Raw genomic sequence first — 19,530 nt, forward strand, 5'->3', positions numbered from 1 at the left:
CGCCGGAGCCGTCGGCGCAGGTCAGCGTGTTCTACGCGTCGAGATCCTGCTGCACGAGCTCCGCGACGGTGTTCAGCACCGCTTCGTCGTCGGAGGAAACGGTGACTTCAGCGCCGTTGCCGGCGCCCAGCGTCATGATCATCAGCGCCGAGCCGGCGTCCACCGGTTCACCGCCGTCCATGGACAAGGTGACCGGGACACCGGCGTTGACGACGGCTTCGGCGATGATCGCGGCGGGCCGGGCGTGCAGGCCGATGGCGGAGCCGACGATGACGGTCTTGGCGGGCATGTGTTTCTCCTTGGTGGGGTGGTGGACGGGTCAGGCGGGCACCGGCGCGGGGGTCTCGTCCGCGACGACGCTGGGTTGGGCGAACTGTTTGGCGGCGATGACCGCCACCGCGCCGGCGACGGTGCCGGCGGCCAGGGCGACGAGGAACCACAGCAGGTGCCCGATCGCGAAGAACACGAAGATGCCGCCGTGCGGTGCCTTGAGCGTGACGTCGAACGCCATCACCAGCGCGCCGGTGACGGCGCCACCGAACATCATCGACGGGATCACCCGCAGCGGGTCGGCCGCGGCGAACGGGATGGCTCCCTCGGAGATAAAGGACATCCCCAGAAGCCAAGCGGCCCTGCCGTTCTCCCGCTCGGGTTCGGTGAACAGCCCCGGCCGCAGCGTCGAGGCCAGCGCCACCGCCAGCGGCGGCACCATGCCGGCGGCCATCACCGCGGCCATGATCCGCAGCGACGCGGGATCGGCGATGTTGAGCCCTGCGGTGGCGAATGCGTACGCCGCCTTGTTCACCGGGCCGCCGAGGTCGAAGCACATCATAAGACCGAGGATGACGCCGAGGATGACCACCGAGGTGCCGGTCATGCCGCTCAGCCAGTTGGTCAGGCTGGTGGTGAGCCACGCCAGCGGCCGGCCCAGCAGCAGGAACATCAGCAGGCCGACGATCAGCGACGCCAGCAGCGGGATCACGACGACGGGCATCAGCCCGCGGAACCATTGCGGCACTTTAGTTCTGCTGATCCACAGCGCGGCGAATCCGGCGATCAGGCCGCCGACGATGCCGCCGATGAAGCCGGCGCCCACGAACACGGCGACGGCTCCGGCGGTGAATCCCGGTGCGATGCCGGGCCGGTCGGCGATCGCGAACGCGATGTAGCCGGCCAGCGCCGGAACCAGGAACGAAAACGCCAGACCACCCAGCGTGAACAACACCGCTCCGAGGTACTGCATCAGCCCGCCGCTCGGCAGGTCGGTCAGCGAGTTCGTCGTCGCGATGATGTTGCCCAACGAATCGGTTTCACCGGCAGGGGTACTGGCGATGTCGTACCCCGCGAACAGGAAGCCCAACGCGATCAGCAGACCGCCGGCCGCGACGAACGGGATCATGTAGCTCACGCCGGTGAGCAGGATCTGACGGGTGCGGGTGCCCCAACCCACGCCGCCGGCCGACGCCGCGGCGGGTACCGGTTCAGCGCCACCGCCTTCCACGCGTGGGGCATTGGGATCAGCTGCGGCGGTGAGCGCGTCGGCGATCATCTTGTCCGGCTCGTTGATGGCGCGTTTGACGCCGGAGGCGACGACGGGCTTGCCCGCGAAACGCTGCTTGTCCTTCACACCGACGTCGGTGGCGAAGATGACCGCGTCGGCTTTGGCGATGGTCTCCGCGGACAGCGGCGTGCTGCCCGAGGAGCCTTGGGTTTCGACATGCAGGGTGGCGCCGGCCTTCTTGGCCGCGGCGGCCAGCGAATCGGCCGCCATATAGGTGTGTGCGATGCCGGTCGGGCAGGCGGTGACGGCTATCAACGTCTTGGGTTGCGGTGCAGCGGGTTCCTTTGCCACAGCGGGCTTCTCAGGGTTCAGCACGCCGTCGACGAGTGCGACCACCTCATCGGGCGTCGACGCGGCCCGTAGCGACTCGACGAAGTCCTTGCGCACCAGGGCGCGGGCCAGGCTGGACAACAGCTTCATGTGCTCGGCGCCGCCGGCCTCCGGAGCCGCGATCAGGAACGCCAGATCGGCGGGCCCATCAGGGGCGCCGAAGTCGACGGCGGGCTTCAACCGCGCGAATCCGATCGACGCCGTGTCGACGTGCGGGGACCGGCAGTGCGGGATCGCGATGCCGCCGGGCAATCCCGTCGCGGACTGCTCCTCGCGGGCCATCGCCGCGGCGACCAGCCCGTCGGCGTCGCTGGTGCGCCCGGCGTCGGCCAGGCGATTGACCAGCCGGCCGATGACGGCCTGCTTGTCCCCGCCTGCGTCTCCGACATTGATATCCAGCAGAACCAGGTCGGTGTTGATGATGGGCTCGGTCATGGGGTCACTTCCGTTGTGGCGGCTACGAATTCGTTAACTCGGACAGCGTCGAGGTCGATCTGGTCGGGGGAGGGCAGCGCCGAGCCGGGCATGGCGGCCGCGGCGCTGCCGTAGGCGACGGCCATCTGCAGCCGTTGCGCAGGCACGGCTCCTAGAACGTCGGCGCGCAGGTATCCGGCCAACGAAGCATCACCGGCGCCGACGGTGCTGCGCGGCACGATCGGCGGCGGGGCGGCGACCCAGCCGCCGGATTCGTCGACCAGCACCGCGCCCGCGGCACCCAGCGTCGCAAGGACCGCGCCGACCCCGCGCTCCACCAACTGGCGCGCCGCGGAGACCACGGGTTCGGGATCGCCTTGGGCCACCGCGGCCTCTAGTGCTTGGGCCGAAAGGCCAAGGGCCGCAGCGAGTTCCTCGGCATTGGGCTTGATCAAGTCGGGAGCCGCCCGATCGAACGCCGTCACCAGCGCGGCCAGCGGGGCGTCGGAGGTGTCCACCGCGACGCGGCAGGGCAATCCGGCCAGCAGTGAAACCACATCGGCGTACCACCCGTCGGGCACTCCCGGCGGCAACGATCCCGACAACACCACCCATGCCGCGTCGCCGGCGCTCGCGACGACGGAGCGGGTAAGCGTGTCCAACGCGGCCGCGTCGAGCGCGGCGCCAGGTTCGTTGAGTTTGGTGGTGGTGCCGTCGGGTTCGGTGATCGCCAGGTTGGTGCGCACGGGCTCATGGCTCGGCACGCAGCGGAACGGCACCGCGCCGTCGTGCAGCGCCGTGACCAGCGGATCTGAACCCGACGCGGGCAGCACTGCGACCGCGTCGACGCCGGCCAGCGTCAGCGCGCGGGCGACGTTGACGCCCTTGCCGCCGGGCTCGGTGGTCACCGAGCTCACCCGCTGGACCGCGCCCCGGGTCAGCGGCGCGGCGAGCGTGACGGTGCGGTCGATGCTCGGGTTAGGTGTGACAGTGACGATCATGCGGTCACCACCTCAACGCCCTGCTCGGTGAATTCCCGGCGGTCGGCGTCGGTGATCTCGGAGTCGGTGATCAGCGTGTCGACGCTGGAGATCGGTGCGAAGCTGACCAGCTCCTCGCGGCCCACCTTCGACGAATCCGCCGCCACCACAACGTAGTTCGCGGACTTGACCATCGCGCGCTTGACCGCGGCCTCGTCGCTGTCCGGGGTGGAGAGGCCATGGCGGACGCTGATCGCGTTGGTACCGATGAAGGCGATGTCCACCCGCAGGGTGTCCAGCACGCGGAGCGCCTGCTCGCCGACCGCGGCCTGGGTGAGGCCGCGCACGCGCCCGCCGAGCACCTGCAGCGTCACCGACGGCATACCGGCCAGCCGGGCCGCGATCGGCACGGAGTTCGTCACGACGACGAGCTCGCGATCCGTCGGCAACTGCGCGGCGATGCGCGCGGTCGTCGTCCCGGCATCCAGCAGCACGCTCGCCCCGCTGAGCGGAAAGAACTCGGCGGCGGCCGCGGCGATGGCGTCCTTCTGGGCGGAGCGCGTGGTCTCGCGTTCGCCGACACCGGTCTCGACGAGGTGAAGCGCACGCACCGGCACCGCGCCGCCGTGCACGCGGCGCAGCACGCCGGCCTTGTCGAGCGCGGCCAGGTCGCGGCGCACCGTCTCGGTGGTGACGTCGTAGGCCTGCGCCAATTCCGCGACGGAGGCGCGGCCCTTCGCGATCACCAGCTTGGCGATCGCTTCCTGGCGCTCTTCGGCATACATCGCGGCTCCCGATTGTGTGGCATCACGCCCACTTGAATGTGGATATGTTTGGTTTTACTCCCGTTCATGTTGACTTGTCAAGAAATTCTTGTAATCTGCTTCACATGACTGCTTCATCGCCGCCTACCTCACTCACCGTGCTGCGCGGGGTTCCAGTGGTCGCCGGCGTCGCCTACGGCCCGGTGATCCGCCCGGGCCGGCCGCCCGTGCTCGAGGACACCGAGCCCGAGGTACCCGAGCAGGACCGCCGCGGCGAAGCGGCCCGATTCGCCGCGGCCGCCAGCGCCGTCGCCAACCGCCTGCGGGAGCGCGCGGCCCACGCCACGGGCGCGGCCTCCGAAGTGCTCGCCGCAACCGCCACGCTGGCGCAGGACCGGGCCTGGCTGGGCGCCGCGGAGAAGCGCATCACCAGCGGGGTCCCTGCGGTGCGTGCGGTGGTCGAGGCCGTCGACCAGTTCATCGACCTGTTCACTCAGGTCGGCGGGCTGATGGCCGAGCGGGTCACCGATCTGAAGGACATCCGCGACCGCGTCATCGCCGAACTACGTGGATTGCCCGAACCCGGCGTCCCGCTGCCCGCGGTGCCGTCGATCCTGTGCGCCGAGGATCTGGCGCCGGCCGACACCGCCGGCCTCGACCCGTCGCTGGTCATCGCGCTGGCCACCACGCTGGGCGGGCCGACGAGCCACACCGCGATCATCGCCCGCCAGCTGGGCATTCCGTGTGTGGTCGCCGTCGACGGCCTGGACGCAGTGGCAGCCGGAACCATGGTGCTTGTCGACGGCACCCGCGGCACGGTGCGCGTTGCCCCCGACGAGGCCGCTGCGGGCGAGGCCGTCGCGGCCGCACAACGAGAAGCCGAACGCGCCGCGCATTGGACCGGGCCGGGCGCCACCGCCGACGGCCACGCCGTCGCAATCCTCGCCAACGTGCAGGACGGCGCCGCCGCCCGCTCGGCACGCGAAACGCCGGCCGAGGGCGTCGGGCTCTTCCGCACCGAGCTGTGTTTCCTCAACCGCGACACCGAGCCGACGGTCGACGAGCAGGCCGATATCTATGCCGAGGTGCTGAGCGCCTTCGACAAGGTCGTCGTCAGGACGCTCGACGCGGGATCGGACAAGCCGCTGAAATTCGCCGGGCATCCGGACGAGGCCAACCCCGCGTTGGGGGTGCGCGGCATTCGTATCGCACACGGCAATCCGGGGATTCTGGAGCGTCAGCTGGAGGCCATCGCCCGCGCCGGCGAGCGCACCGGCAATGCGCCGTGGGTGATGGCGCCGATGATCGCCACCGCCGACGAAGCGAAAGACTTTGCCGCCAAGGCCCGTTCGCATGGCCTGACGCCGGGCGTGATGATCGAGGTGCCCGCGGCGGCGTTGCGGGCCGACCGGATTCTCGAACACGTCGACTTCCTGTCGATCGGCACCAACGATCTGGCCCAGTACACGATGGCCGCCGACCGGATGTCGGCCGAACTCGCCACGCTCACCGACCCGTGGCAGCCCGCGGTGCTGGCGCTGGTCGCGATGGCCGCGCAAGCGGGTGCGCGGGCGGGCAAGCCGGTCGGGGTGTGCGGCGAGGCCGCGGCCGATCCGCTGCTGGCCTGCGTGCTGGTCGGTCTCGGTATGACATCGCTGTCGGCGGCTGCCGCGGCGATTCCCGGGGTTGGCGCCAAACTCGCGCAGGTCACGCTGGCGCAGTGCCGGGCGGCGGCCGACGCCGTGCTGGCCAGCGCCACCGCCGCCGACGCGCGCGCTGCGGCGCTCGAGGCGCTGTCGTAGGAATAATCGGACCGCAGTCCGGTTATAACCGGTACGCCATATATAGGAGGTACCGATGCCCGCCGTCACCGCCGATACGTTGACCCTGCCCCGAATCGCCCCACCCACGCCGTCCGACACCGAACGCCCGGTCCGGTCGATCACCACCGGCCCCCGCGGTTACGAGGGTGAGGGATTTCCCGTCGTCCGCGCGTTCGCCGGCGTCAGCACCGCCGACCTCGACCCGTTCGTGCATATGGATCAGATGGGCGAGGTGGAGTACCAGCCCGGTGAGCCGCGAGGCACCGACTGGCATCCGCATCGCGGATTCGAAACCGTCACCTACATGATCGACGGCCGCTTCGCGCACCAGGATTCGCACGGCGGAGGCGGGTTGATCACCGACGGCGCGACGCAATGGATGACGGCCGGGTCCGGCATCCTGCACATCGAAACCCCGCCCGCGGAGCTCGTCGAGAGCGGCGGGGTGTTCCACGGCATCCAGCTGTGGGTGAACCTGCCGCGCAAGGACAAGTTCGCCGAGCCCAGATACCAGGCCATCGAGGGCAACCAGGTGACGCTGCTGAGCTCCGACGACGGCGGGGCGCTGGTGCGCATCATCGCCGGCGACATCGCCAGTCATCGGGGTCCGGGCGCCACGCACACGCCAATCACCTTGGCGCACGCGACGATCGAGCCCGGCGCACGGTTGAACCTGCCGTGGAAGCGCGACTTCAACGCACTGGTCTATGTGCTGTCCGGCCGCGGCGCCGTCGGCCCCGTCGGCCATCCCATCCACCAGGGCCAGCTGGCAGTGCTCGGCCCGGGCGACCGGATCAGCGTCGCCGCGCAAGCCACGCAGGATTTGAACCGGCCCGCGCTGGAAGTGCTGCTGCTTGGCGGTCAACCGATCCGCGAGCCGGTGTTCCATTACGGCCCGTTCGTGATGAACACCAAGGCCGAACTGGTCCAGGCGCTGGAGGATTTCAACGCCGGGAAATTCGGCGCGATCCCGCCGAACGCGCTGATGCCGCACCGGCCCGGCCGCTAACCCACCTTCTCGGCGGGCTGGGGGTAGAGCAACTCCAGCTCACCGAGATTGGCCGCGACGGTGACCAACGGCAGCGCCGCCGAGATCGCCAAGTCGTCACCGGCCGACTCCGCGCGAAGCGCGAGGACGAACGCGTCGGAGATCGGCGGCCGCGGCGGCCAGGCATGCACGCCCATGAACCGCGCGCTGATCGCATCGGCGTGCTCTTCGAGCACGTCGCGGGTGCGTGGGTAGACGCCCAGCGGCGGCGGCACCACGTCGGTGATCAATTCCGCGGCGGCGCGCAACCGGATGGCGCGGTTGGCGGCCCGCACCACCGGCGCCCGCAGATCGGTGGTGCCGCCATTCTCCGAAAGATATTGCCGCACAGCATCGTCCATCGTGCGCGACGCCTCCAGCGCGGCGTGGCTGAGCGCCATCACCCGGTCGGTGGCCGCCTCGGACGCTCCGCGTGTGACCCGCCGCACGGCCGCGGTCAGAAACTTCGCGCCGACGGTGCGGGCCCGTTCGATCGCCTTGGATGCCGACGCCGTCGCACCCCGGGGCCAGAGCAGAAGCGACACCACGATGCCCACCATCGCGCCCACCACGACGTCCTCCACCCGCACCAGCCCCACCCGCCAGCCCGTCGGGTTGATCAGGTTGAAGTTGATCAGCACCATCATCGTGAACGCGGCCTGCCCGGCGATGAACGACGCCACCTCGGGCACATACGCCGAACCGAACGCCACAATCGGCAGCAGCGCCCACAACACCACCGGCTCCACCCCGACCAGCTCGATGAGCAGCGCGCCCAACACGAAACCCACCGCCGTCCCCGCAACCGCGCGCAACACCCGGGTGCCGGTGGTCAGCGCGCTGCTGCGCAACACCGACATCGCGCCGAGCACCACCCAGAACCCGTGCTCCACCGGAAAGACGTGGGTGACCGCGACCGCCAGCGCCAGCCCCAGCCCGGTGCGCAAACTGTTGCGCAGCACCACCGCCCGGGTGGCGAGGAAGCCCTTGGTGATGGCCGCGACCGCCGTCGTCTCCGGCATGATCCAGTCCGCGGCGCCGGTCTCGGGCAGCCGGCGGCCCAACACCCGCGCCCAGACAGGTCGGGCGTCGGCCTCGGCGGCGTTGCGGATGATCCGCCCGGTCACCGCGACGGTGGCCGAGATGGTGCGGCGGTTCAGTAAGGTACGTCCGATCGCGAGCGCGGTGGCGTCGTCGGGTGCGTCCAACAACTCGACGATGTCGGTGCGGTAGGTGCCCTGCGCGACCGACCGCTGCTGGGCAAGTGCCTCACGCAGGTCGTTGCTGCGGGCGGAACGCTCGGCGCGGCCGCGAATGCGAAGCACCGCGGCGCAATCGCGCAGCACCCGCACCGCCGGATCCCGCATGGCACCGAGCTTTTCGCCGGTGTCGGCGGTAATCCGATCGGAGAGCCAGCCGAGGTCGTCGACCACCCGCACCAGCGCCCGGCTGCCCGCGGTCAGGGCGACGGGGCGATAGTCGGCGTTGAGAAAGCTTTCGTAGAGCGCGTTCATCGCGCGGGTGACCTCGCGCCCGTCCGCCGCGCCCTCGAGCCGGTCGGCCAGCCTGTTGCAGACCCGCGCCGCTTGCCGGCGCAGCTCGTCGTGATGTTGCGGCGGGAAGAGGAACAACGCCGCGGGCACGCACACCACCAGCGCGATGAGCCAGCCCAGCAGCCGCTCCGAAATGGGGCCGACGGGCGTGCACGCCGGCAGCACGAACAGCAGCAGAGTCGCCCGTTGGCCCGCGGCGATGATCTCGCTGAGCACGCCGGCGAAGATCACCGCGACGCCGAGCACGAACATCGACACCACGGACAGCCAGGGATGGGGTGCCACGAGCGTGCCCAGCGCGATCAGCACGGCCCCGTTGAAGCCCAGGCCGAAGTAGGCGAGCGCGCGGGCCGGCCGGTTGCCGGGGAAGTCGACCATGATGAGCAGCGCGACCGACCCGAAGATGCAGAACAGCGGCGTCTGCGAACCGGCGCCGACGGTGAAGCCGGCGGCCGCCGCGACGGGCATCACGATCGCCGCGCGCAGTGCGCGACGGAACGCGTCGTGCTCGGGATCGCGTTGCTGTATGCGGTGCCACAGCGATTTCGGCGAGCGCAACCAACTGACCGGAAAATGCGTAACTGATGTGCCTGGTGGTGCTGGTGAGGCGAATTTTCACGCCTACGAGGCGTCCCCTGAAGGAAAAGTAGAGCTACGCCGAAATCGCATCAGTCGGCGTCGGGCACCGAGGCGAAGTGGCCGGAGTCCAAAGCGTCGAGCAGTTGGTCGACGAGCCACTCCAGCGCGGCCGGATCGGGTGGCAGCGCCGCCTGCTCGTAGCCGACCACCAGGTACAGACCCCACGAGGCGAACAGATGCGCCGCCCGCTTGTTCTGAAGAATCTCGAACGCCGACTCGTACATGATGTCGAAGCGCTGTTGATCGACCGCGGCCTGCACCGCGTACACATCCCGGTCCATCGAACTCCACACCCGGATGGCGGCCTCGGCGCCGTGCGGCAACGCCAACCCCTCCTTCTTCAGCGCGTCGATGCGCCGTCGCGGATCCGGCTCGGTGCGCACGCCGTCCAACACATGCGTGGTTCGGGCCTGCATCCAGTGCGTGACCAGCTCCCGGGTATAGGCTGGCCAGTTGGGGAAATAGTGATAGAAGGACCCGGTCGTGACGCCCAGCCGGTTGCACACCTCGGCCAGTTTCAGGCCGCCATACCCCCGCTCCGCCAAGACCTCGAGACCGGTTTCGAAGTAGGCCTCTCGCGAAACGCCGCTCGCCATGGCAGCTCACCCTAGTTCGCCACCGTGCCTGCGTCTGCCCTCATCGCTGGATTGCGTACGCACTACGCATTCATGTCGTTTGCTGGAATCCCATCGCGGCGGTTTCTGCAAAGGGGGACCCCGCTCATCAGGCAACGTGATCTGTGGCACAATTTGACCGTGGTGCATACGGCGAGTCGCGGCCCCGGACGTCCTCCTGCAGCTAAGGCCGCGGAAACGCGCGAGCGCATCGTGCGGGCCGCCCGAGAGGTGTTTAGCGAACTCGGCTACGACGCCGCGACCTTCCAGGCGATCGCTATCCGGGCCGATCTGACCCGGCCCGCGATCAACCACTATTTCGCCAGCAAGCAGGTGTTGTGGCGGGAAGTCGTCGAGCAGACCAACGCGATGGTTATTAGCGCGGGGTTGGCCAGAGCCCAGGACGCGACCTCGTTGTTGGGACAGCTGTCGGCGTTTTTCGCGGCTACGATGCAGGCCGATTCCCAAGACCGTTCGGCCGCAGCTTTTCTCGTGACCTCGGTGCTGGAGTCTCAGCGCCATCCCGATCTGCGCAACGACAATGGCGATGCCTTGAAGCATTCCCGCGAGTTCGTGTCGTCGGCGGTGACCGACGCGATCAAGCGCGGCGAGCTGGTCACCGACACCGACGTCTCTTCGATCGTCGAGATGCTGGTGGCGGTGATGTGGGGGATGGGCTTCTACGCCGGCTATGTCGGAGACCACGAGGACCTTGCGGCCATCGTCGACAAGTTCGAGATGCTGATGGCCAACAAGCTGTGGCAGCTGCGCGACGGCGCGGCAGTGAGGTAGCGCACAGCTCGTATAGCTCAGCTAAGTTATTCGGTAGCATTGCGAACCAAATGACTGATCTGAGCGACGTGCGATGAGCTCGCTGCGGACCGACGACGACACCTGGGACATCGCGACCAGCGTGGGCTCCACCGCGGTGATGGTCGCGGCCGCCCGGGCCGCCGAAACCGAACGCGACGACCCGCTGATCCGCGACCCGTACGCCAAGATTCTGGTTGCCGGCGCGGGGACCGGTGTGTGGGAGTCGATGCTCGACGACACATTCGTCGAGCGCGTGAGCGAGATCGACGCCGAGGCGGCGGTCATCTTCGAGCACATGGGCGCCTACCAGGCGGTGCGCACGCATTTCTTCGACAACTACTTCGCGGACGTGATGGCGGCCGGGATCCGACAGGTGGTGATCCTGGCCGCGGGCCTTGATTCACGGGCCTACCGGTTGCCGTGGCCTGCGGGCACGACAGTGTTCGAGATCGACCAGCCCAAGGTGCTGGAGTACAAGTCGTCGACGCTGGCCGAGCATGGTGTGCAACCATCGGCGGTGTTGCGGGAAGTGCCGATCGATCTGCGCTATGACTGGCCATCGGCGTTGCGCGACAACGGGTTTGAGGCCCAGGCGCCGACGGCGTGGCTGGCCGAGGGGCTGTTGATGTATCTGCCCGCCGAGGCGCAGGACCGGCTGTTCGAAGAGGTCACCGCGTTGAGTGCGTCCGGCAGCCGGATCGCCGTGGAAACCGTCGGCGTGCAGGCCGAGGAGCGGCGTGAGCAGATGCGGGAGCGGTTCGCGCGCATCGCCGAGAACGTCGGCATGGTGGCTGCTCTCGACATCCAGGAGCTGATGTACAACGACCCCGACCGCGCCGATGTCGCCGAGTGGCTCGACGCGCACGGCTGGCAGAGCGCCGCGGTGACGTCGCAGGCCGAGATGCGACGGCTGGGCCGCTGGGTGCTGCCGCCCGAAGACTCCCACGACGAGTCGTTCTCGACGTTCGTCACCGCCTCGCGCCGCTGATTTTCCCGGCGCGAGCGGGCCTCTATTGGGCGGCCAACCGGATGGTTAGTATCGGGTATTCCTCCGGTCAGGAAGGACACCCGCCATGACCACCGAATCCGTCGCCGCCGCGCAGGTTCCCGCCGCCCCCGACATCCCGGGCACCGTCCGCCGACTTCGGGAAACCTTCGCCACCGGCCGCACCCGCGGCGTCGAGTGGCGCAAACAGCAACTCAAGGCGCTCGAGCGGTTGCTGGTCGACAACGAGTCGGCGATCGCCACCGCGCTGGAAAAGGACCTCGGCCGCAAACCGTTCGAGGCGTGGCTGGCCGACGTCGCGAGTACGGCCGCGGAGGCCCGCTACGCCGCCAAGCACGTCGGGAAATGGATGCGCCGCAAGCGCAGCTTCCTGGAGTTCAACCAGCTGCCCGGCAGCGCGTGGGTGGAGTACGAGCCCTACGGCACGGTGCTCATCATCGGCGCGTGGAACTTCCCGTTCTACCTGACGTTGGGACCGTTGGTCGGCGCCATCGCGGCCGGAAACACCGTGGTGCTCAAGCCATCTGAGATCTCACCGGCCAGCTCGGCGGTGATGGCCGAGCTGGTGCCGAAGTATCTGGACCGCGACGCCATCGCAGTGGTGGAGGGCGATGGCGCGGTGAGCCAGGAACTCATCGCGCAGGGCTTCGATCGGGTGATGTTCACCGGCGGCACCGAGATCGGTCGCAAGATCATGGCCGGCGCCGCGCCGCACTTGACGCCGGTCACCCTCGAACTGGGCGGGAAGAGCCCGGTGATTGTCGCGGCCGACGCCGATGTGGACGTCGCCGCCAAGCGGATCGCCTGGACCAAACTGCTCAACGCCGGCCAGGTCTGCCTGGCCCCCGACTACGTGCTGGTCGACGCCGCCATCCGCGACGAGCTCGTCAACAAGATCGGCGAGGCCATCAAGACCTTCGCCGCCGACGAGCCCAAGGGCATGCGCATCGTCAACCAGCGTCAGTTCGACCGGCTCGTCGGCTATCTGTCGGAGACCAAGGGCAAGGTGGTCCTCGGCGGGCAGTCCGACGCCGCGGAGCTGAGACTGCAACCCACCGTCGTCGTCGACCCCGACCCGGACGAACCGCTGATGAAAGATGAGATCTTCGGGCCGATCCTGCCCGTGGTCACCGTCCAATCTCTGGACGACGCAATCTCATTCGTCACCAGCCGGCCCAAGCCGCTGGCCGCCTACCTGTTCACCAAGGCCAAGGCGATCCGCGAGCGCGTCGTCAAGGAAGTTCCCGCCGGGGGCATGCTGGTCAACCATCTGGTGTTCCACGCGACCAGCGCCAAGCTGCCGTTCGGCGGCGTCGGCCCGTCCGGTATGGGCGCCTATCACGGTAAGTACGGCTTCGAGGAGTTCAGCCACCGCAAGACCGTGATGACCAAGCCGACCCGACCCGACTTAACGGCCATGATCTACCCGCCGTATACAGAGAAGGCGTGGAAGCTGGCGCGCAAACTGTTCTAGGTTGAGCGTCGGCCCGACCCCATCCCGTTCAGGAGAGGAACGTAATGCCAGGAGTGCAGGATCGCGTCATCGTCGTCACCGGAGCGGGCGGAGGCCTGGGCCGCGAATACGCATTGACGCTCGCCAGGGAGGGCGCCAGCGTCGTAGTCAACGACCTCGGTGGTGCGCGCGACGGCACCGGCGCGGGACATTCGATGGCCGATCAGGTGGTCAACGAGATCAAAGAAGCCGGTGGCCGAGCCGTCGCCAATTACGACAGCGTGGCCGAACCGGAGGGCGCAGAGAACATCATCAAGACCGCGCTCGACGAGTTCGGCAAGGTCGACGGCGTGGTCTCCAACGCGGGCATCCTGCGCGACGGCACCTTCCACAAGATGACGTTCGAGAACTGGGACGCCGTGCTCAAGGTGCACCTGTACGGCGGCTACAACGTAATCCGTGCTGCCTGGCCGCATTTCCGCGAGCAGAGCTACGGACGCGTCGTCGTGGCCACCTCGACCAGCGGGCTGTTCGGCAACTTCGGGCAGGCCAACTACAGCGCCGCCAAGCTCGGCCTGGTCGGCCTGATCAACACGCTGGCGCAGGAGGGCGCGAAGTACAACATCAAGACCAACGCCGTCGCGCCGATCGCGGCCACCCGCATGACGCAGGACATTCTGCCGCCGGAGGTGTTCGAGAAGCTGACGCCGGAGTACGTGGCGCCGGTGGTGGCCTACCTGATGACCGAGGAGCTGCCGGACACCGCGTCGGTGTTCATCGTTGGTGGCGGAAAGGTGCAGCGGGCCGCGCTGTTCCAGAACGAGGGTGTGACGTTCTCCGAGGTGCCGTCAATCGATGACGTGGCCGCCAAGTGGGGCGAGATCACGGATCTGTCTGCCGCACAACGCGCCACGTTCAGCCTCTAAATGAAAGCACTTGTCGCGCAGGAGCTTTCCGGGCCTGCGGGGTTGGCCTATGTAGACGTTGACGACCCCGGCGGTGACGACAAGGTGGTCGTCGACGTACGTGCCGCCGGGGTGAGCTTCCCCGAGCTGCTGCTGCTGCGCGGCGAGTATCAGTTGAAGCTGGACCCGCCGTTCATCCCCGGCACCGAGGTCGCCGGAGTGGTGCGCTCGGCACCGGATGACTCCGAGTTCAAGCCGGGACAACGGGTGACGGCGCTGACGATGCTGGGCGGATGGGCAGAGCGGGTGGCGGTCGCGCCGTCCTATCTCACGCTGACGCCGGACAGCCTCGACGACGCCGAAGCCGTTGCGCTGCTGGGCAATTACCAGACGATGTACTTCGCGCTGGCCCGGCGCGGCGCGTTGCGGCCGGGGGAGACGGTGCTGGTGCTGGGATCGGCCGGGGGCGTGGGCACCGCGGCCGTTCAGATCGCAAAGGCGCTGGGCGCCACGGTGATCGCGATGGTGCACCGGCCGTCGGCTCTGGAATTTGTGAAGTCGCTGGGCGCCGACGTGGTGCTGCCGCTGACCGATGGTTGGCTTCAGGCCGTGAAGGATGCGACCGACGGCCGGGGCGTCGACCTGGTGGTGGACCCGATCGGTGGTGAGGCCTTCGACGACGCCATCCGCGCGCTGGCCGTCGAGGGCAGGTTGCTGGTGATCGGCTTTGCGGCGGGCGGCATTCCGACCGTCAAGGTCAATCGGCTGCTGCTGCGCAACGTCAGCGTCGTCGGCGTCGGATACGGCGAGTTCGTCAACCGCAAGCCGGGATCCCAGTCGGTCTTCACATTCGGCGTCTCCGAGCTCGTCAAGGCGGGGCTGCGGCCACCGCCGCCGGTGCGCTTCCCGCTGGCCGAGGGCCGGGCCGCCCTGCAGACCCTGGCCGATGGCGGCGTATTCGGCAAGGTCGTGCTGGAGCCACTGGGGCCATAGTGAAAGTGCTGGCGTTCGACGTGTTCGGGACGGTCGTCGACTGGCGCTCCAGCATCATCGCCGAACTCAAGGCGTTCGGCCAACGCCATGGGCTACACCGGGATTGGGCCGCCATTGCCGATGCTTGGCGAGACGGGTATGCGCCGGCGATGGACCGCGTGCGGCGCGGCGATGTGCCGTGGATGACGATCGACGACCTGCATCGCGGGATTCTCGTCGACCTGCTGGAGGGCGCGGACATCGCCGTCGGCGGCGACGACATCGACCACCTCAACCGCGCCTGGCACCGGCTCGAAGCATGGCCGGATTCGGTGGCGGGTCTGACTCGGCTGAAGCGCCGGTTCGTCATCACCACGCTGTCGAACGGCAACATGTCGCTGTTGGTCAACATGGCCAAACACGCTGACCTGCCATGGGATTGCGTGATCTCGGCGGAGTTGTTCCGGCATTACAAACCCGACCGCGAGGCCTATCTGGGATGTGCAGCGCTGCTTGACGTCAGGCCTGATGAGGTGATGCTCGTCGCGGCCCATCCCAGCGATCTGCGGGCGGCGCGCGAGGCAGGGTTGAAGACCGCGTACGTGACGCGGCCGCTGGAACGCGGGCCCAGACGCCCGCCGCACCCGGTCGACGAGGGCGAGTTCGACGTCATGGCAACGGATTTCGTCGACCTCGCAGAAAGGCTGGGCGCGTGAGCACACTGGGGATCGTCCTCGTCGCGCTGGCGATCGCCGTCGGCATCATCGGCATCATCGTGCCGATCCTGCCCGGCGGGCTGTTGGTGTTCGCCGCCATCGCCGTGTGGGCGATCGTCGAGCGCGACACCGTGGCGTGGGTGATTCTGGGCATCGCCGCCGCGCTGTTCGTCGCCGCCGAAGTCATCAAGTACACCTGGCCGGTGCGGCGAATGAGGGCCGCGGACGTGAGCACCCGCAGCCTGGTGGCCGGTGGCGTGCTGGGCATCATCGGCTTCTTTGTCATTCCGGTGATCGGCCTGGTGATCGGCTTCGTGCTGGGCGTCTTTCTTGCCGAGCTGGCGTACCGCCGCGACCGGGCGCTGGCGTGGACGTCGACCAAACACGCCTTGAAGGGTGTGGCGCTGTCGGTGGGGGTGGAGCTGACGGGCGCATTGCTGGCCACAGTGGCGTGGGTGGTCGGCGTGTACCTCACGCAGTAGCGCAGCGGGCCCAGGCCGTGGCCAGCCTGCGGAGGATGGTGGCCTTGCTGTCGGCGGCCGTCACCCGGATGACGATCCAACCCTGCTCGATCATCGCCTCGATCCGTCGAATGTCCTTGGCAAAGGCATCTCGGCTCATGCGGTGGTGCTTGCCTTCGTATTCGAGCGCGATCGTGCGGTCACGCCAACCCATGTCGACCACACCGATGAGCGCGCCGTACTCGTTGTAAATCGGAATCTGGGTCTCCGGAGGCGGATAGCCGGCGCGGATGACGAGCAGCCGCAACCACGTTTCGCGGGGCGATTCCGCTCCGGGGTCGACCAGTTCGATTGCGGCGCGGGCTTTATCGAGCCGTCGCCCGCGATGCCGCCGCAGGGCCAACTCGATGTCAGGAACCTTGAGACGAGTGGCTCGGGCCAACGCGTCGATAGCGGCGACCGCGGTGTCGAGCGGATATCGGCGGGCAATATCGACGGCTGTTCGAGCCGGTGTCGTGGCCCGCATGCCGTCGACGATGCAGACCTCGTCGTCGTCGACCACGTCGGCCCGAACAAGGATTCCGGCCGTTCGCCGGCGGTTCGTGTCGATGATTTCGGCGGGCCGGTTCGCGTCGATCCACCGAGCACCGTGTAACGCTGAGGCCGAGAAACCCGCCAGAACTCCATGCCCGCGCGATCGCAGCCAGGCGGCCTTCGCGCGGACGACGGCCGTTATCTCTGCGTCCTTGTCGATGTAGACGTCATGGTGCAATGCGACGAAGCGCGTTCGGAGTATGTGACGCGTCAGACTGCCGGCGGTCAGCGCCGCGCTGCCGATGAAGGGCTCTCCCATACCGGCAGTGTGTAGGGGGGTACCGACAGAAACCGTAACGCTATGGCGGAAAATCAGCCGAAAAAACGCCGTAGCGTTACGGTTTCTCAGTCCAAGAGCGTGGTGCGCAGGTTGGTGACGTCCGCGTCCGTCACCCCAGCCGCTTCCAAATAGCCCCGCAACCCGCCGTAGTTCTCGTCGATGGTGCGGCGGGCCGCGTCGAGGTAGGCCTCCTGCACGCCGAGCACTTCGTCGGTCAACCGCGCTTCGGCGAACGTCACCACCTCGGGCGTCTCGGACCGGTTGCGGATCGACTCCAAAATGCGTTCGCGCAGCGGGGCAATCGCCTCATTGCTGCGCAGGAAGTCGGCCAGGATGGCGTCCCGGGGGACGCCGAGAGCCTCCAGCACCGTCGCGACCGTGAAGCCGGTGCGGTCCTTACCCGCGAAGCAGTGCGTGATCACGGGCCGGCCCGCGGCGAGCAGCGCCACCACATGTCGCACCGCCCGCTGCGCGCCGCCCAGCGTCGGGAAGCGCAGGTACTCCTCGGTCATGAACCGCTTGGCGGCGACGGCGGCATCCTCGTCGTCGGGCTTCTCGGACATCATCTTCTGGAACGAGGCCTCATGCGGCGCCTCGCCATCAACGGCGGACACGTCGGGAAACGGCAGCAGATGCACCGCGACGCCGGGTGGCACCGCGCCGGGCCCGCGGCGCTCCACCTCCCGCGGCGAGCGCAGATCGGCGACGTCGGTGATGCCGAGCTCGACGAGGCGGCGCTGCCCCTCTTCGGATAGTCGGCTCAGCTCGCTGGACCGGTAGAAGCGGCCGGGACGTATGCCCGTCTCCTCGGCGACGTCGCGGAAGTTCCACGCACCGGACAGCACTACCCCGTCACCGCCGCGGCCAGCGGGGATTTCTCGCGGCCCAGTTCGGCGCGGGCGATGGTGCGCATGTGCACTTCGTCGGGCCCGTCGAACAGTCGCATCGCCCGGTGCCAGCTGTATAGCCGCGCCAGCGGGAAGTCGTCGGACACGCCGGCCGCGCCGTGCACCTGAATGGCCCGGTCGATGACGTCGCAGGCCACCTTCGGGGCCACTGACTTGATCTGCGACACCAGCACGTGCGCCGCCTTGTTGCCCTGCTGGTCGATGGTCCACGCCGCCTTATGGCACAGCAGCCGCGCTTGGTCGATCTCGTTGCGCGACTTGGCAATTGCTTCCCGCACCACGCCCTGCTCGGCAAGCGGCTTACCGAACGCCACCCGCTTCTGCACGCGATCGATCATCAGCGCCAGCGCCCGCTCGGCGGCCCCCAACGCCCGCATGCAGTGATGGATGCGGCCCGGCCCCAGCCGTGCCTGTGCGATCGCGAAGCCCTCGCCCTCCTCACCGAGCAGGTTTTCGACGGGCACCCGCACGTTGTCGTAGACGATCTCGCAGTGCCCGTGCTGGTCCTGCCAGCCGAACACCGGCGTCGACCGAATGATGTTCACCCCTGGGGTATCGGTCGGCACCAGCACCATCGACTGCTGCTGATGGCTGGCCGCCTCTGGGTTGGTGCGGCCCATCACGATGAGGATCTTGCAGCGCGGGTCGGCGGCGCCGGTGGTCCACCACTTGCGGCCGTTGATGATGTAGTCACTGCCGTCGCGGGTGATGCTGGTTTCGATGTTGCGGGCGTCGCTGGACGCGACGGCCGGTTCGGTCATCGAGAAGCCGCTGCGGATCTCACCGGCCAGCAGCGGCTCGAGCCACTGCTTGCGCTGCTGCTCGGTGGCGAACAGGTGCAGGGTCTCCATGTTGCCCGTGTCGGGGGCCGCGCAGTTGAGCACCTCCGGCGCGATCTCCAGGCTCCAGCCGGACACCTCGGCCAGCGGCGCGTACTCCAGGTTCGTCAGCCCCGACTCCGCCGGCAGGAAGAGGTTCCACAGGTCGCGCTCCTTGGCCTTCGCCTTGAGCTCTTCGACGATCGGCGGCACGGTGTGGTCCTTCGGGCCGGCCTCCTCGCGATAGCGGTGGTATTCGGCCTCGGCCGGGAACACGAACTCGACCATGAAGTCGGTGAGTCGTTTGTGGTAATCAGCCGCCTTGGCCGACATCGCGAAGTCCATGCCCGCCACGATATGACACGCGTCGAGTAGAGCCGATACGCCGGTGCTAGCCGCGGCGCAAGGCGGTGAGCGCGCGGCGTTGCGCGGCATGCGCGGCCTCGGTCAGCGCCTCGTGCTCATCGGCTGGGTCTGCGCTGAGCAAGCCGCCCGTCCCCGGCACGCCCGCGGCCCCGAGCTTGTTGAGCCGTTTGGGGACGGGTGCGCCCTGATACTCCAATGGAGCCGGACCGAGCGGTTGGTGCAGTTCGATATAGGCGCCGTGGGGCAGGCGTTTGATGATGCCGGTTTCGATGCCGTGTTCGAGCACCGCGCGGTCGCTGCGCTGCAGGCCCACACACCAGCGGTAGGTGATGTAGTAGACGATCGCGGGCAGCACCACCATGCCGATGCGGATGACAATCAATTTTGGGAAGCCTCGACCGACGCGTTCTGGCCCTGTCGAGCGAGGCATTTGTCGCTGAAACGTCAGCACATGGTGATGCGTCCAGTGGGATATACCCTGGAAATCCGCGTCAACCGATGCTGACGCGTCTCGTGAGGAGGGCCCTCGACGG

The 19,530-nt window shown here is 68.3% G+C and carries 18 protein-coding genes and 1 pseudogene; 9 read left to right on the forward strand and 10 right to left on the reverse strand.

The window, feature by feature from the left end; translation table 11 throughout:
* Nucleotides 1-31: 31 nt before the first annotated feature.
* From CWS39_RS16865 to CWS39_RS16880, 4 genes are read right to left on the reverse strand one after another with little or no spacing between them, the layout of a single operon-like run.
* Nucleotides 32-289: an HPr family phosphocarrier protein gene (locus CWS39_RS16865; RefSeq protein WP_102144079.1), complete on the reverse strand. Its 258-nt coding sequence runs from the start codon at nt 287-289 to the stop codon at nt 32-34.
* 30 nt (nt 290-319) lie between these two features.
* Nucleotides 320-2,326, reverse strand: a complete 2,007-nt coding sequence (locus CWS39_RS16870) for a PTS fructose transporter subunit IIABC (RefSeq protein WP_102144080.1) — start codon at nt 2,324-2,326, stop codon at nt 320-322.
* A complete protein-coding gene (locus CWS39_RS16875; RefSeq protein ID WP_102144081.1) occupies nt 2,323-3,306 on the reverse strand; it encodes a 1-phosphofructokinase family hexose kinase in 984 nt (327 codons plus the stop codon). The genes CWS39_RS16870 and CWS39_RS16875 overlap by 4 nt, the downstream gene beginning before the upstream one ends.
* Nucleotides 3,303-4,070 (reverse strand): DeoR/GlpR family DNA-binding transcription regulator, encoded by a 768-nt coding sequence (locus CWS39_RS16880; RefSeq protein WP_102144082.1) that lies wholly within the window; start codon nt 4,068-4,070, stop codon nt 3,303-3,305. The genes CWS39_RS16875 and CWS39_RS16880 overlap by 4 nt, the downstream gene beginning before the upstream one ends.
* Before the next feature lie 44 nt (nt 4,071-4,114).
* Here CWS39_RS16880 and ptsP point away from each other — a divergent pair, with 44 nt between their 5' ends.
* Both ptsP and CWS39_RS16890 read left to right on the forward strand, forming a co-directional pair.
* Complete coding sequence (gene ptsP, locus CWS39_RS16885; RefSeq protein ID WP_102144083.1) at nt 4,115-5,851, forward strand: phosphoenolpyruvate--protein phosphotransferase; 1,737 nt, start codon at nt 4,115-4,117, stop codon at nt 5,849-5,851.
* Nucleotides 5,852-5,906: 55 nt separating this feature from the next.
* Nucleotides 5,907-6,881, forward strand: coding sequence for a pirin family protein (locus CWS39_RS16890; protein WP_102144084.1), 975 nt, complete (start codon nt 5,907-5,909; stop codon nt 6,879-6,881).
* Here the strand turns inward: CWS39_RS16890 and CWS39_RS16895 are convergent.
* Nucleotides 6,878-9,010 (reverse strand): FUSC family protein, encoded by a 2,133-nt coding sequence (locus CWS39_RS16895; RefSeq protein ID WP_102144085.1) that lies wholly within the window; start codon nt 9,008-9,010, stop codon nt 6,878-6,880. The genes CWS39_RS16890 and CWS39_RS16895 overlap by 4 nt on opposite strands.
* 110 nt (nt 9,011-9,120) lie before the next feature.
* Nucleotides 9,121-9,687 (reverse strand): TetR/AcrR family transcriptional regulator, encoded by a 567-nt coding sequence (locus tag CWS39_RS16900; RefSeq protein WP_102144086.1) that lies wholly within the window; start codon nt 9,685-9,687, stop codon nt 9,121-9,123.
* 159 nt (nt 9,688-9,846) lie between these two features.
* Between CWS39_RS16900 and CWS39_RS16905 the strand changes: the two genes are divergently transcribed.
* The 7 genes from CWS39_RS16905 to CWS39_RS16935 all read left to right on the forward strand — a co-directional run bounded on the left by CWS39_RS16905 (nt 9,847) and on the right by CWS39_RS16935 (nt 16,052).
* On the forward strand, nt 9,847-10,497 hold the full coding sequence (locus CWS39_RS16905) for a TetR/AcrR family transcriptional regulator (protein ID WP_102144087.1): 651 nt from the start codon (nt 9,847-9,849) through the stop codon (nt 10,495-10,497).
* 73 nt (nt 10,498-10,570) lie between these two features.
* Nucleotides 10,571-11,506, forward strand: a complete 936-nt coding sequence (locus CWS39_RS16910) for a class I SAM-dependent methyltransferase (RefSeq protein WP_102144088.1) — start codon at nt 10,571-10,573, stop codon at nt 11,504-11,506.
* Nucleotides 11,507-11,591: 85 nt separating this feature from the next.
* Nucleotides 11,592-12,998, forward strand: coding sequence for an aldehyde dehydrogenase family protein (locus CWS39_RS16915; protein WP_102144089.1), 1,407 nt, complete (start codon nt 11,592-11,594; stop codon nt 12,996-12,998).
* A gap of 44 nt (nt 12,999-13,042) precedes the next feature.
* Complete coding sequence (locus CWS39_RS16920; RefSeq protein WP_102144090.1) at nt 13,043-13,903, forward strand: SDR family oxidoreductase; 861 nt, start codon at nt 13,043-13,045, stop codon at nt 13,901-13,903.
* The gene (locus CWS39_RS16925; RefSeq protein WP_102144091.1) at nt 13,904-14,875 is read left to right on the forward strand and encodes an NADPH:quinone oxidoreductase family protein; all 972 of its coding nucleotides are present in this window, start codon (nt 13,904-13,906) and stop codon (nt 14,873-14,875) included.
* Complete coding sequence (locus CWS39_RS16930; RefSeq protein WP_102144092.1) at nt 14,872-15,570, forward strand: haloacid dehalogenase type II; 699 nt, start codon at nt 14,872-14,874, stop codon at nt 15,568-15,570. Before CWS39_RS16925 ends, CWS39_RS16930 begins: the two co-directional genes overlap by 4 nt.
* Nucleotides 15,567-16,052 (forward strand): DUF456 domain-containing protein, encoded by a 486-nt coding sequence (locus CWS39_RS16935; protein WP_102144093.1) that lies wholly within the window; start codon nt 15,567-15,569, stop codon nt 16,050-16,052. The genes CWS39_RS16930 and CWS39_RS16935 overlap by 4 nt, the downstream gene beginning before the upstream one ends.
* Here the strand turns inward: CWS39_RS16935 and CWS39_RS28880 are convergent.
* The 4 genes and pseudogenes from CWS39_RS28880 to CWS39_RS16960 form a co-directional block, all read right to left on the reverse strand.
* Nucleotides 16,042-16,884, reverse strand: a complete 843-nt coding sequence (locus CWS39_RS28880) for a type IV toxin-antitoxin system AbiEi family antitoxin (RefSeq protein ID WP_158240351.1) — start codon at nt 16,882-16,884, stop codon at nt 16,042-16,044. The genes CWS39_RS16935 and CWS39_RS28880 overlap by 11 nt on opposite strands.
* Before the next feature lie 86 nt (nt 16,885-16,970).
* Nucleotides 16,971-17,750, reverse strand: a complete 780-nt coding sequence (locus tag CWS39_RS16950; RefSeq protein ID WP_199178157.1) for a tyrosine-protein phosphatase — start codon at nt 17,748-17,750, stop codon at nt 16,971-16,973.
* The gene (locus CWS39_RS16955; protein WP_199178161.1) at nt 17,750-18,964 is read right to left on the reverse strand and encodes an acyl-CoA dehydrogenase family protein; all 1,215 of its coding nucleotides are present in this window, start codon (nt 18,962-18,964) and stop codon (nt 17,750-17,752) included. The genes CWS39_RS16950 and CWS39_RS16955 overlap by 1 nt, the downstream gene beginning before the upstream one ends.
* A gap of 58 nt (nt 18,965-19,022) precedes the next feature.
* A pseudogene (locus CWS39_RS16960) lies at nt 19,023-19,367 on the reverse strand (cytochrome bc1 complex cytochrome b subunit); the annotation flags it as partial.
* Nucleotides 19,368-19,530: the final 163 nt, after the last annotated feature.

The sequence above is a fragment of the Mycobacterium hubeiense genome, assembly GCF_002838065.1.
In the GTDB taxonomy this organism is placed as follows: domain Bacteria; phylum Actinomycetota; class Actinomycetes; order Mycobacteriales; family Mycobacteriaceae; genus Mycobacterium; species Mycobacterium hubeiense.

Bases quoted from the DNA above. Each gene is read 5' to 3' on its own strand.
- CWS39_RS16865 (WP_102144079.1), bottom strand. From the start codon at position 289: ATGCCCGCCAAGACCGTCATCGTCGGCTCCGCCATCGGCCTGCACGCC.
- CWS39_RS16870 (WP_102144080.1), bottom strand. From the start codon at position 2,326: ATGACCGAGCCCATCATCAACACCGACCTGGTTCTGCTGGATATCAAT.
- CWS39_RS16875 (WP_102144081.1), bottom strand. From the start codon at position 3,306: ATGATCGTCACTGTCACACCTAACCCGAGCATCGACCGCACCGTCACG.
- CWS39_RS16880 (WP_102144082.1), bottom strand. From the start codon at position 4,070: ATGTATGCCGAAGAGCGCCAGGAAGCGATCGCCAAGCTGGTGATCGCG.
- ptsP (WP_102144083.1), top strand. From the start codon at position 4,115: ATGTTTGGTTTTACTCCCGTTCATGTTGACTTGTCAAGAAATTCTTGT.
- CWS39_RS16890 (WP_102144084.1), top strand. From the start codon at position 5,907: ATGCCCGCCGTCACCGCCGATACGTTGACCCTGCCCCGAATCGCCCCA.
- CWS39_RS16900 (WP_102144086.1), bottom strand. From the start codon at position 9,687: ATGGCGAGCGGCGTTTCGCGAGAGGCCTACTTCGAAACCGGTCTCGAG.
- CWS39_RS16910 (WP_102144088.1), top strand. From the start codon at position 10,571: ATGAGCTCGCTGCGGACCGACGACGACACCTGGGACATCGCGACCAGC.
- CWS39_RS16915 (WP_102144089.1), top strand. From the start codon at position 11,592: ATGACCACCGAATCCGTCGCCGCCGCGCAGGTTCCCGCCGCCCCCGAC.
- CWS39_RS16920 (WP_102144090.1), top strand. From the start codon at position 13,043: ATGCCAGGAGTGCAGGATCGCGTCATCGTCGTCACCGGAGCGGGCGGA.
- CWS39_RS16925 (WP_102144091.1), top strand. From the start codon at position 13,904: ATGAAAGCACTTGTCGCGCAGGAGCTTTCCGGGCCTGCGGGGTTGGCC.
- CWS39_RS28880 (WP_158240351.1), bottom strand. From the start codon at position 16,884: ATGGGAGAGCCCTTCATCGGCAGCGCGGCGCTGACCGCCGGCAGTCTG.
- CWS39_RS16955 (WP_199178161.1), bottom strand. From the start codon at position 18,964: ATGTCGGCCAAGGCGGCTGATTACCACAAACGACTCACCGACTTCATG.